Raw genomic sequence first — 12,253 nt, 5'->3', positions numbered from 1 at the left:
CGTGTGTCACACCCCTCGGGCGCCGACACCGGCGGCCACGTGGTCGAATGCCTTCATCCGGTCCAGGACTCGATCGGACGTGGGGCTGTCCATGACGTCGGCGATGCGGCCGTCGGCCAGGAACACCACCGAGTCCGCGAAGCCGGCCGCGACCGGGTCGTGGGTGACCATCAGGACCGTCTGTCCCAACTCGTCCACCGCGTTCCGCAGCAGCGCCAGTACCTCGGAGCCCGAGCGCGAGTCGAGGTTGCCGGTCGGTTCGTCGGCCATCACGATCTCGGGCCGGCCCACCAACGCCCGGGCCACCGCGACGCGTTGCTGCTGGCCGCCGGACAGTTCCCCGGGCCGGTGGTGCAGGCGGGTGTCCAACCCCACCGAGGTCACGACGCGGTCGAGCCAGCCGAGGTCGGGCTTGCGGCCCGCGAGGGAGGCGGGGAGCAGGATGTTCTCCAGCGCCGTCATCGTGGGCAGCAGGTTGAACGCCTGGAAGACGAAGCCGATCCGGTCCCGGCGCAGCCGGGTGAGTTGACGGTCGGTCAGCGAGCCGAGTTCGGTGTCGCCGAGGTAGACCTCGCCGGCCGAGACGTCGTCGAGTCCGGCGAGGCAGTGCAACAGCGTGGACTTGCCCGATCCGGAGGGACCCATGACGGCGGTGAACCGCCCCCGTTCGAATCCGATCGTGACGTCGTCCAGGGCACGCACAACGGTGTCGCCCTCGCCGTGCATACGGGAGACCCGCACGGTCCGGGCCGCGTGGCGGTCACTGGGCATGGTGCTCGTGTTCATGACAGTCCTTGACGATCGAGGGGACGAGTGTGGGGGGGTCGGTGCGTGGAGACGGTCTCGCGCACGGGGCCGCAGCCTTGGCGCGGGCCGCGGGGCAGGTGCGTCTGCCGGACGGTTCGAAGAGGACAGGGCCGTGGCGGCGATCAGCGCGAGCAGTTACCGGGTGGCCGGCGCACCCGCGAGCCGCCGCTCCCGGGACGCCCGCTCGTCGGCATCCGCCAGCCAGAACCAGGCCGGCGGGAAGACCAGCTCGATCACGGTCAGCGCCACCTGGAACCAGTGCGGCCACCCGTGCACCGCCAGGGACAGCAGCCGCCCCACGCCGCCCAGCAGGAACACCGCCGCAAGCCACCGCACCACCTTCGCCGGGACGGGGTTCTGCCGGGCCGCCCACAACCAGGCCGGCCCGTACCCGGCGAAGATCGCGCCGAAGAACCGGCCCAGGCTGTCCAGAGTGGGGCCTGCGTCGGCCTCGCCCGGAATCGCGGCATTGCCGCCGACCACGTGGAACAGCCCGATCGCCGTGCAGGCGAGGCCCATCACCCATGCGAACACCCGAAGTGCCTTGGCCATGACTCCACTTCAATTAGTTGACGTGTGTCTACTTAGCTTCAGGGTAGCCGTCTTTGATAGACGCATGTCAAGTAGTAATCTGGGTGCGTGCCGCCACGCCGACGTTTGCTCCCCGCCGACCGCCGTGCCCAGCTGCTCGCCGTCGGCGCCCGGCTCTTCTCCGCCGCCCCCTACGACGACGTGCTGATGGAGGACGTCGCCCGGCAAGCGGGTGTGTCCCGCGCCCTGCTCTACCAGCACTTCCCGAGCAAGCACGCCCTCTTCGCGGCGATCTACCAGCAGGCGACCGACCGGCTGCTGGAGGCGACCACGTTCGACCCCAGCGCCACATTCGTCGAGCAGCTCGCCCAGGCCTTGGACGCCCACCTCGACTACTTCATCACCAACCGCCACGCCGTCCTGGCCGCGAACCGGGTGCTGGTGGGCGACCCCGTCATCCAGACGATCATGACGGACGAACTCGACGCCCTGCGCTCACGCCTGCTCGGTGCGCTCCCGCTCGCCGACGAACGCACGCACGCCCCCGTCTCCGCAGCACTGAAGGCCTGGCTCGTGTTCGTCCAGGTGCTGTGCGTGGACTGGCTCACGCGCGAGACCTGCACCCGCACCGAACTCCGGGACACCTGCATCGGCGCGGCGGTCGGCGCCCTGCGCCCCCTGCTCTCCGAGGACCCCGCCCCGGACTGGCCGCCCGCCCTACCCGCCTGAACCAGCCCCGACCAGCGAGACCGGCGGGCCCAGCCAGGCCGGCGACCCGCCGAAAGAGACCGGCACCACATGTCCGTCGACCAGACATGTCCCGGCTGTTCGCCGTATGGCCCGGCGAGTGGGCAAGCCACCTGTTCGCCATCCGCGGTCGAGCCGGTCGAGGTCGGGCTTGCGGCCCGCGAGTGAGGCGGGGAGCAGGATGTTCGCCAGCGCCGTCATCGTGGGCAGCAGGTTGAACGCCTGGAAGACGAAGCCGATCCGGTCCCGGCGCAGCCGGGTGAGTTGACGGTCGGTCACGGCCCGGCGCACGGGGCGCGAGAAGCGGCGGGTACTCGGCGCGGGAGTCGTGGTCACGATTACCTCCGAAGCAAGGGATCGAACGCGTGGGTGGGGACGGGCCGAACGATCCGGACCGTGTCGGCGAGGCGCAGATCCGGCTGCGATCTCGGCCTCGTCGACGGGTTCGACTCTCGCGATTTCCGGCCCGCCGGGCGTCCGGCCGGGAGATGCTCCGGGAGTACCCCCGGAGCAGGTCGAAGACCTCCGTGAGACGCGGTCGTCTGCTCCCCGGGGAGGTGGCGACCTGCTCCCCCGGAAGCAGCCACCGCGCGCGAACCCCGCACGCCCTGTGGTCGGACGCACACAGTGGCGTTCACCTTGAGGTGGCCTTGACCTGAGTCGGCCCACCTGAGGTGGCTTCGATCCGACCCGCGCGACGCACCGCATACCAGCCGGCCTCGGTGCGCTGGTGCGCCCGAGGTGTGCCCAACGCTTGCGAACCGGGTTCTCGTCGGCAGGGGGACCTACAAGCCAGGGTCAGCTCGTGGATCACGGACAAGCGGGCGCCGGCCCACGGGGCGGTGGGGCAGGAAGCAGCACGGCCCGGACCTACATGCGCGCACGCCGCAAGAACCTGACCTTGTAGCAGTGCCGGCGCGGCCCTGCCGTACAGCAGCAAAGGACAGCAACCAGGCCCGCCGACAGTGACCGTCAATGAACCTGGCACTGCCTCTGACCTGCACAGATGACCCCACCAACCACCCTGCGCATGATTCGGGACGAAGAGGCCGTCGGTTCGAATCCCGCCACCCCGACCACCGTCAGGGGCCGTGTCGGAGAAATTCGATACGGCCCCTGGCGCGTTTCCGGGACGGGGGAACAGCAGCCGCTCGGTGACGCCGGCTGGATGGCGGGTTGCCGTGTCGCAAAAGGTGGATATGTCGAAAGCGGCTGCGTGCGCTCGACGTGGTGCGGGATGATGGCGCCCGAGCCCACCGCGAACGCAGTTGGGGTGCGTGCCCGGCCGCAGTCCTCGCATGGGCGCCGGAATCCGTCTCCGCCTGTAGGGAATGTTCGCTGTGACCGCCGAGCCCGAGGCCGTGCCCAGGTATCAGTTGAAGATCGCGCTGCGGGACGTCAGTCCGCCGATCTGGCGCCGGATCACGCTGCCCGCCGACACCTCCCTCGGCTGCCTGCACGAGATCGTCCAGGTGTGCTTCGGCTGGGAAAATTCGCACCTGCACGCCTTCGCCGCTCCTGCCTCCGGCCGCCGGTTCGTCGACTTCGGCGTCTCGCCGGGGGGCGATTTCGACCATGACGTCGACGAGGAGTCCGTGTCCGTGGGCGAGCTGTTGCCCTACGAAGGTGGGCGGCTGGAGTACACCTACGACTTCGGCGACGACTGGCGACACCTGATCACCCTGGAGAAGTCCCTTCCCGCGTCCACGAGCGACCGGCGCGTCCGCTGCACCGGTGGACGCCGCGCCATGCCCCAAGCCGAGGACACGGGCGGCGTCTGGGGGTTGGAGGCCGTGCTCGCCGCCGTCGTGGACGGCACCGCGCCGGTCCCCGAACCGTGGACCGACCTGGTCGAGAGCCTTCGCTCGGCGGAATTCGACCCCGCCGCCTTCGACCCCGACGCCTTGGACCGACAACTGGCCGTGATCGAGCCGCGACCACCCACGGCCACCTTGGCATCCGCGTCGGCGGGGGCCCGCGACGGCCGGCGCTGCTCCTGCGGAGAACTCCACGAGGACGAGGATCTCGACGTGGAGTTCGCCCCGGTGCGGCCTGTCTCCCTGGCACCGCACGCGGACCTGGTCGCCGCCGCACGGCGGGTGCCGTTGATCACCTCGGCACTGCGCCTGGCCCACTGGTGCCGGGACGGACGCGCCGTCACGTCCCGGGACGTACTCAAGCCCGCGCTCGGCCGGCTGGCCGTCCAAGAGCTCGATCTGTGGACCCTGGACGACGAGCTGAGCGCGCTTTCGCCGGCGGACCGTGACCGACGGTTGGCACGTCTGCGCAGTTCCGGTGACCTGCCCTGCCTGGACAACCCCTGGCGCATCGCCCTGTACGCGGACCTGCTGGAGATCCGCGCGAGCACCGCACGACCCGGTGCGGGCCTGCCCGCCGCGGCGGGAGACGAAGGCGTCCTGGAGCTCTGGTGCGAGTCGCTCGGAGACGAACTCGACGCCCTGAGCGACCTCGAAAGCCTCGGCCTGCCGCTGGTGTTGTTGGCGGAGCTCGACATGCGGAGCGAGGACGGCGACGACCTGGCGGCAGCCGTGCTGCGGGTCCTGTACGAGGTCCCCGACGGTGAATGGCTGGACACGGCGCTGCTCGTCGGCGCCCTCCCTGACGACCTCCCCAAGCAGGAGGCGCGACTGTTCGAACTGTTCCTCGTGCAGATCCTCGAGCACGCTGCCGGGATCCTTGCCGAGTTCGGGGCGGCGGAGCTGGAGAGATGTCCGGGAGGCCCGGAGCGCGACCGCGTCCTCCTGGACATCCTCAACGCCAGGGAAGTCACCGAAGGTGGCGATGACGCCCCTCTGCCCGGGCCCCGGCTCAGGCTGACCCCGCTGGGACGCCACGGTCTGCGCGAATACCTGCTCGCCCAGGGAGTCTCCGCTCCACTGATCGGTGAACTGGCCGACGCCGACGCCTCGACCCTGCTGGACGCCCTCCTCGACTACGACGAAGACGCGGCCCGCGTCGAGATCGCCGGCTGGATCGACCACCGGGGACAGGGTCCGGCCGCGACCCAACTCATCGACTCCTGCGCCGGTTTGACCGCCGACGCGGCCCTGCGCCGGATGAGCGCGGCAGTGGTACTGGCGGAGATCGACGGCCCCGGAGCGCTCGGGGCCCTGCGCGAGGCCGCCGCCTCCGGGGTCCCCGGCTGCGCCCAACTCGCGGCGATCACACTGGCCGAACGCGGCGAGGTCCCCGAAAGTCGCGTCCCCGAACTCCGACTCTGGTGGCTCGTCGATCACCTATGGGGTCCGCTCGGCCGCGCCGACGAGGCTCTCGTCGAATTCCTGGACCGGACCGGGGACATGGTTTTGCCACTACTGGACGAGACCGCCGATCGGCTGTGGCGCTGCGACCACCCGGCCACCCGCGCCGTGCTGGAGGCGACGGGACAACACCTGAGGGCCCAGGACAAAGCGCTGGCCAAGCGACTGCGCAGGTCCGCGACCAAGGTCGGATCAACCCGTAGGCGCTGAGACCGAAATCTCCACCGCCGCCCCCGGCGTCCACGCCCTGGACGCCGTCCGGACCCGGAGAGCAGTGCGAGGTGCCGCCCCCGCACCTCGGCCGGGACGGAGGCCCGCGATACCGCCACGCGGTTGTGGCTGCGGCGGGGCGTCCCGGGACGGGTGTCTATGGTGGATCGGTCGATCGGCTTCGGCTCGCCCCGCCGGCCGTCGTCGACCCGACCGTCGCCGTCTCCCCGAACGAGGTAGTGCAGCCATGCCGTCAGTCCGCGCGAGGTCGCGCCGTGTTGTTGTCGTCGAGGGGGCGTCGGGCGGGACGGACCGGGCGCCCGGGGCGGTGCTGACGCTGGTCGCGCTGTTCCTGGTGGCGATCAATCTGCGCGGGGCGATCACCGATGTGCCGCCGTTGCTCACCTCGATCCGGGACGATCTCGGGCTGTCCGGGGCCGCCGCCGGGGTGTTGACCGCGATTCCGGTGGTGTCGATGGGCGTGTTCGCGCCGCTCGCGCATCGGGGGGCGGCCCGGTACGGGTACGAGCGCACCGTGGCCGCGTCGGTGGTCGTGCTGCTGGCGGGGGTGCTGATCCGGCTGGGTGCGGCCTCGGTCGTGTTGCTCTTCCTGGGCACGCTGGTGGCCGGTGCCGGTATCGCGGTGCTGGGCGCGGCGCTGCCGGGTGTGGTCAAGACGCACTTCGCCGAGCGCGCGGGGGCGGTCACCGGGCTGTACAGCGCGGCGATAGGGGTCGGCGCGGCGGGTGCGAGCGCGCTGGCCGTACCGCTGTCGGAGGCGTTCGGGTCCTGGCAGCTCTCCCTCGGCGTGGTCGCGATCCCGGCGGTGCTCGGCCTCCTCGCGTGGTATCCGGTGATCCGGCGGACCGCGCCGGTGCCGAAGGCGCCCGCGGCGGGCCCGCGGGCCGACGCGAAGCCGCCGGCGGTCGTACCGGGCGATGGAGCCGCCACCCGACCGGCCGCGGACGCCTCGCCGTGGCGTCGGCCCGTCGCCTGGATCCTCGCCGTGTTCCTGGTCATGCAGACCACCGCCTACTACGGCGTGGTCGGCTGGGTGCCCGCCGCCTACGAGGAGCAGGGCTGGAGTGCCGAGCGCGCGGGCCTGCTGCTGTCCGTGTTCGGCCTCACCGGCATCGTCTCCGGACTGGTGATCCCGCTGCTCGCGGACCGCTTCAGCGACCCCAGGCCGCTGTTCGCGGTCACCGTCACGGGTGCGGTGGCCGGCATGGGCCTGCTCGCGTTCGCGCCGGATCTGGCGCCGTGGCCGACCATCGCGCTGCTCGGCCTCACCCTCGGCGGCGCGTTCCCGTTGATGCTGGTGATGCTCGTGCGCTTCGCGCCGAGCCCGGCGGCGGCCGGCCGGCTGTCCGCGATGACGTTCCTGATCGGCTACCCGATCGCCGCCGCGTTGCAGATCGTGTTCGGCACGATCCACGACGCGACCGGCGAGTACACGGTGGTGTTCGGCGTGCTGTTCGCGATGACGCTGGTGGAACTCGTGGTCTGCCTCGGATTGAATCCCAGGCATGCCCGACACTCCTGACGAGCCGACACCACGAACCCACCCGGTCGACGACCCGCCGGCGACGGCCGCCGCCCCGGACGACCCGTCACTGTCCGTCCTGCCCGCACGCTTTCGGGCCGTCCCGTACGTCTACGCCCGACACCCGCAGGCCGTCGCGCCCGGCGACCTGGCCGCCGGGGCCAACTGTCAGCTCTACGCCTACGCCTTCCTCGCCCACCACGGCCTGCGCGTGCCGCCGTTGCACTCGTCCGACCTGTGGGCCGACGACACCGCGACCGTCCGGGTGGTGGGCGAACCCGAGCCGCTGGACCTGCTCCTGTTCGACGCCGGCCCGCGCCCGGACCGGGATCCGGGCTACGCGGCGCACATCGGGGTACATCTGGGCCCGGATCGGGTGCTGCACCTGTGCCAGGAGGTCGGCCGACCCGCGATCTGGTCGTACGCGCGGTTCGCCGCCCGCCCCCGATACGCACGTCTGTTCGGAGTCAAGCGGTGCCTCCCGATGACGGAACAGAACCGGTCCCTCCCGTAGTTGAATTGCCACATGCCCGCTCCCGAGAACAGCACCCCGAACGCCGCCCCGATTCCGACCCGGAACGCCGCCCTGGACACCGCCGCGACCACCGGACTCCAACCACCGGCCGGCTCACCCCCACCCGCCGTCCCGGCCTGGGAACGCCGCTATCGGGCGGCCCGGATCGGCCTGCCGCGCTGGGCCGACCACGCGCCGGCCAAGTCCGTCTTCGTCTCCAACGCCTCCGGCACCTTCGAGGTGTACGCGTGGGACCGGGTCAGCGGCGCGCAGCGCCAGGTGACCGATCGGCCCAACGGCACCGCGTCCTCCCGGATCAGCCCGGACGGGCGCTGGATCTGGTGGTTCGCGGACACCGACGGTGACGAGCTGGGCGTGTGGATGCGCCAGCCGTTCGACGGCGGCGCGGACGAGGTCGCGGTTCCCGGCCTCGAACCGTCCTACCCCGGCGGCCTCGGCCTGGCGAACGACGGCACCGTGGTGGTCGGCCGGATGACCGACGACGAGGGCTCCACGATCCACGTCGCGCGCCCGGGCTCCGAGCCGGTGACCGTGTACCGGCACACCGAGTCGGCGTGGTTGTCCGCGCTGTCCGAGGACGGCACCTACCTGGCGATCGCGCACAACGAGCACGGCGACGCGATGCACTCCTCGCTGCGCGTCCTGCGCCTGGACGGCACGCCGGTGGCCGACCTGCACGACGGCCCCGAGGGCGGCCAACCGGACTCCGACCTGTCCGCGATGGGCTTCTCCCCGGTCGCCGGCGACCAGCGCGTGCTGGTCATCCACCAGCGCCGCGGCCGGGACGAGCCGCTGCTGTGGGAGCCGCTGACCGGCGTCGAGACCGAACTCGACCTCGGCCTGCCCGGCGACCTGTCCGCCGACTGGTACCCGGACGGCCGGGCGCTGCTGATCGACCACGAGCAGCACGGGCGTTCCGAGCTCTACCGCTACGACCTGGCGAGCAAGGAGCTCACCCGGATCGACACCCCGCCCGGCACCATCGGCGCCGCCGGTGCGCGGCCCGACGGCAGTGTCGAGTACCACTGGTCCAACGGCGCGACCCCGGCCGAACTGCGCTCGACCGCCGGCGACGACGTGCTGCTCACCCCGCCCGGCGAGCGGCCGCCCGGCTCGGTCCCGGTCTCCGACGCGTGGGTCGAAGGGCCGGGCGGCAAGGTGCACGCGCTGGTGTCCAAGCCCGCCGGCGAGGGTCCGTTCCCGACCGTGTTCAACATCCACGGCGGACCCACCGCGCACGACGGCGACCACTTCGCGGCGGACGTCGCGGCCTGGGTCGACCACGGCTTCGCGGTGGTCCGGGTCAACTACCGGGGCTCGACCGGCTACGGCAAGGACTGGACCGACGCGCTGCGGGTGCGGATCGGCCTGATCGAGCTCGAGGACATCGGCGCGGTCCGTGCGTGGGCGGTCGAGTCGGGCCTGGCCGACCCCGCGCGGCTCGTGCTCTCCGGCGGCTCGTGGGGCGGCTACCTGACCCTGCTCGGCCTGGGCGTGCAGCCCGAGGCGTGGGCGCTGGGGCTGGCCGCGGTCCCGGTCGCGGACTACGTCACGGCGTACCACGACGAGATGGACGTGCTCAAGGCGATGGACCGCACGCTGCTGGGCGGTACGCCCGATGAGGTACCCGAGCGCTGGGCCGCCTCCTCGCCGCTGACCTACGTCGAACAGGTGCGGGCGCCCGTGTACATCAGCGCCGGCGAGAACGACCCGCGCTGCCCGATCAAGCAGATCGAGAACTACGTCGAGCGCCTGGCGCAGCTCGGCAAGCCGCACGAGGTCTACCGCTACGACGCGGGCCACGGCTCGCTGGTCGTCGAGGAGCGCATCCGGCAGATGCGCAAGGAGTTCGCGTTCGTGGACAGCGTGATCGGCCTGCCGATCCCGAACCCGGCGTAGCGCGGGACGGGGCCGGCGCTACGCCGGACCGCGGAGCCGGGCGTCGGATCCTCGACGCCCGGCTCCCCGAGCGCCGGGCCCCCGGGCCCCGCCCCGCAGGGCTCAGGTCTTGACGCCCAACTCCGCCAACAACTCCGCTTCCCGCTCCTCGGCCCGGTCGTCCGCCTCCCGGCGGACCACCCGCCACCACACGAACACCGCGGCGCCCGCGAAGACGAACCACTGCGCGGTGTAGCCCAGGTTCTGCCACGCGCGCCCGGAAATGCCGCCGCTCGCGGCCCCCTTGCTCGGCGGCATCGGCGCGAGCGCGGCCGAGTCGGCGGCCGGGGTCTGCGCGGTCAGCGCGACGAAACCGTCGGTGAGCGGATAGGGCAGCACGTTGACGAGTTCGGGTGTGCTGATCATCGAGAGCTGACCGGCCCGCAGGTCGGTGGCCCGGTCCACGTTCGAGGTGTGCTCGGCCTCCGACCACTCCAGCCGACCGGTGACGGTGACCGGCCCGGCGGGCGGCGCGGGCACGCTCGTGCCCTCGACCCAGCCCCGGTTGACCACGACCGCCGGGGCGCCGTCGACCAGCAGCGGGGTGACCACGTACGACCCCGTGCGTCCGTCGAGTCGGCGCCCGGGCACCACCAGTTGCCGCGCCGTGTCATAGCTGCCGGTGACGGTGACCGAGCGGCCGCGATCGGATCCCTCCACCCGGCTGCCGAGCGGCACGAGTTCACCGATCGGCACCGCGGGGGCCGAGGACACCTTCTCCCCGGCGCTCCCGCCCCCCTTGTGCTCGCCGTAGCGATGGAACTGCCACAACCCCAGCGCCGCGCACACCGGGACCGCGACGAGCACGATCATGTGGAAGACCAGCCAGCGCGGCTGGAGCAGGAACCGGTACACCCCCCAACGGTAACCGTCGGCCGACGGCGCCCGAGCGCGGGTGTCACCCCACTCGCGGGTACGCCCCCGTCCGATAGATGTCGGTGCGGTACACCGTGCCGCCGCACGTGGGCGTCAGGGTCACCTTGGCCACGTTGAAGTCGTTGGCGATCAGCGCGTACCCGAGCGCGGGCACCGGCGCCTTGGGCGAGTCGGCGGCGCAGGTGCCGTCCGCGCCCGGCGCCTGCGGCTTCCACGCGAACTGGAACTCGTACTCCTGGCCCGGCCGGAGCACGATGACCGTGCCCGAACTCTCCGGCAGCACCGGCAGCGCGGCCGCGTCGTCGCCGGCCTTGTGCTGGAGCACGGTCACCTGCACGATCGGGTTCCCCGGCGGCGAGACCACCGAGACCACGCCGGGCCCGGTCACCTGGCAGTCCTTGGCCGCGTTGCTGCGCACCTGGAGCACGCCGTACGCCAGGCCGTCGGCGCCGATCGGTCCCAGTCGGGCGTCCTCCCCGGACAGGTCGGTGGTCGCGCACGCCGGCGTCGGCTTGGCCGGTGGCGCGCTCTCGCTCGGCGGCGCGCTGGTGGCGGGCGGCGCGGTCTGGCCCACGCCCGCGCTCTGCCCGCTGGTGGGCGCGATCGAGGCGCCGGACCCACTGGTGGGCGTACCGCCCCGGGTCGCCGGGTGCGACTGGCCGGCCCCGCCCGGGATACCGGCGCTCATCCCCTCGCTCGGCCCCGGCAACGGCTCGGTGGCGTTGACCGCGGAGGACGAGGACCGGATGCCGCCGACGTTCGACTTCGAGCCGTCGCCGCCGTCCACCACGGTGCGCAGCACCGGTGTGCCGATCAGCAGCGCGGCCGCCAGCCCGGCGGCTCCGAGTGTGGCCACCCGCCGCTGCCGGCGCCGAGCCGGCACGGCGACGCGCAGCCGATCCAGCGCGTCCGACGCGGGCAGCACGTCGGCGACCGCCGCGTGCAGCCGCCGGCGCACCTCTGCCTCGAGGTCGTCGGGGTCGGGACCGAGAGTCCCCGGGGTGTTCGTCACGGCGTCTCCATCCGGGCCCGGAGGGCTTCCAGTCCGCGTGAGGCGTACGCCTTCACCGAGCCGACCGACAGTCCGAGCAGATCGGCCACCTGAGCCTCTGTCAGATCAGCGTAATAGCGCAGCACGATCACTTCCCGCTGCCGCCGTTGCAATTCACGCAACGCCCGTACCAGCACGTCACGTTCCGCCACGTGGCGCGAACCGTCCTCGGTACTCGTCGATTCCGGCTCGGGTTTCGACAGTAGTCGCATGCCCATGATCCGACGCCGCAGTGTCGACCGGGACAGGTTGACCACGGTCTGCCGCAGGTAGGCGAGGGTCTTGTCGGCCTCGCGCAATCGGTGCCGGGCGGTGTGCACCCGTACGAACGACTCCTGCACCACGTCCTCACACGAATCGGTGTCGTCGAGCAACAGGGAAGCCAAGCGCAACAACGAACCATAGTGCGCACGGTAGGTCTCGGTGAGGACGTCGATGGAGACGCCCGCGTCAGAGGACACGGAAACTCCCGAAACGCCCAGATCCAGCGCGCCGACCACGGGCATTCGAACCGGGCGCAGCGCCGGTTCCACCCTCACGACCATTTCTGCCACGACTGTTGGACACCCGACCCCCCGGGAAGGTTGTATACGCCTGCGATCCGGGGACGGTCGTCGGCTCAGACACACGTCCGCCCACCGTAGTGGGCGGGGTGACGTGCAGTCAGCCACTCGGGGCCGGGAAACGGCCGCGCACGCGCGGCAGCCGGTGTCCCCACCTGGGGAACACCGGCT

The 12,253-nt window shown here is 72.0% G+C and carries 10 protein-coding genes and 1 pseudogene; 5 read left to right on the top strand and 6 right to left on the bottom strand.

Annotation, left to right across the window (positions count from 1 at the left end; genetic code table 11):
• Nucleotides 1–6: 6 nt before the first annotated feature.
• A complete protein-coding gene (locus ACWCPW_RS05415) occupies nucleotides 7–786 on the bottom strand; it encodes an ABC transporter ATP-binding protein (protein ID WP_449760260.1) in 780 nt (259 codons plus the stop codon).
• A 156-nt stretch (nucleotides 787–942) separates the two neighbouring features.
• Nucleotides 943–1,359, bottom strand: a complete 417-nt coding sequence (locus ACWCPW_RS05410) for a DUF4345 domain-containing protein (protein WP_449760259.1) — start codon at nucleotides 1,357–1,359, stop codon at nucleotides 943–945.
• Between the two features lie 87 nt (nucleotides 1,360–1,446).
• On the opposite strand from ACWCPW_RS05410, the gene ACWCPW_RS05405 reads away from it, so the two are divergent.
• Nucleotides 1,447–2,067 carry a TetR/AcrR family transcriptional regulator gene (locus ACWCPW_RS05405; RefSeq protein ID WP_449760258.1) on the top strand — a complete coding sequence of 207 codons (621 nt, stop codon included), beginning with the start codon at nucleotides 1,447–1,449 and terminating at the stop codon, nucleotides 2,065–2,067.
• A gap of 102 nt (nucleotides 2,068–2,169) precedes the next feature.
• Here the strand turns inward: ACWCPW_RS05405 and ACWCPW_RS05400 are convergent.
• Nucleotides 2,170–2,364 (bottom strand): annotated as a pseudogene (locus ACWCPW_RS05400) (ABC transporter ATP-binding protein); the annotation flags it as partial.
• Between the two features lie 1,061 nt (nucleotides 2,365–3,425).
• On the opposite strand from ACWCPW_RS05400, the gene ACWCPW_RS05395 reads away from it, so the two are divergent.
• The 4 genes from ACWCPW_RS05395 (at nucleotide 3,426) to ACWCPW_RS05380 (ending at nucleotide 9,553) form a co-directional block, all read left to right on the top strand.
• Nucleotides 3,426–5,576 (top strand): IS1096 element passenger TnpR family protein, encoded by a 2,151-nt coding sequence (locus ACWCPW_RS05395; protein WP_449760257.1) that lies wholly within the window; start codon nucleotides 3,426–3,428, stop codon nucleotides 5,574–5,576.
• A gap of 247 nt (nucleotides 5,577–5,823) precedes the next feature.
• A complete protein-coding gene (locus tag ACWCPW_RS05390; RefSeq protein ID WP_449760256.1) occupies nucleotides 5,824–7,119 on the top strand; it encodes an MFS transporter in 1,296 nt (431 codons plus the stop codon).
• Complete coding sequence (locus ACWCPW_RS05385; protein WP_449760255.1) at nucleotides 7,103–7,633, top strand: cell wall hydrolase; 531 nt, start codon at nucleotides 7,103–7,105, stop codon at nucleotides 7,631–7,633. The genes ACWCPW_RS05390 and ACWCPW_RS05385 overlap by 17 nt, the downstream gene beginning before the upstream one ends.
• A gap of 12 nt (nucleotides 7,634–7,645) precedes the next feature.
• Entirely contained in the window at nucleotides 7,646–9,553 is a 1,908-nt protein-coding gene (locus tag ACWCPW_RS05380; RefSeq protein WP_449760254.1) for a prolyl oligopeptidase family serine peptidase, read from the top strand.
• Nucleotides 9,554–9,655: 102 nt separating this feature from the next.
• Here ACWCPW_RS05380 and ACWCPW_RS05375 read toward each other — a convergent pair whose 3' ends face one another.
• Genes ACWCPW_RS05375 through ACWCPW_RS05365 form a run of 3 tightly spaced genes read right to left on the bottom strand, consistent with a single transcriptional unit; the run spans nucleotide 9,656 to nucleotide 12,064 of the window.
• Nucleotides 9,656–10,447, bottom strand: a complete 792-nt coding sequence (locus ACWCPW_RS05375) for an SURF1 family protein (RefSeq protein ID WP_449760253.1) — start codon at nucleotides 10,445–10,447, stop codon at nucleotides 9,656–9,658.
• Between the two features lie 43 nt (nucleotides 10,448–10,490).
• On the bottom strand, nucleotides 10,491–11,480 hold the full coding sequence (locus ACWCPW_RS05370) for a DUF4232 domain-containing protein (RefSeq protein ID WP_449760252.1): 990 nt from the start codon (nucleotides 11,478–11,480) through the stop codon (nucleotides 10,491–10,493).
• Nucleotides 11,477–12,064: a SigE family RNA polymerase sigma factor gene (locus tag ACWCPW_RS05365; protein WP_449760251.1), complete on the bottom strand. Its 588-nt coding sequence runs from the start codon at nucleotides 12,062–12,064 to the stop codon at nucleotides 11,477–11,479. The genes ACWCPW_RS05370 and ACWCPW_RS05365 overlap by 4 nt, the downstream gene beginning before the upstream one ends.
• Nucleotides 12,065–12,253 lie beyond the last annotated feature (189 nt).

Source organism: Embleya sp. NPDC001921 (assembly GCF_053594475.1).
The sequence above is the reverse complement of the archived record's forward strand: the minus strand, read 5'-3'. Positions and strand labels throughout refer to the sequence as shown.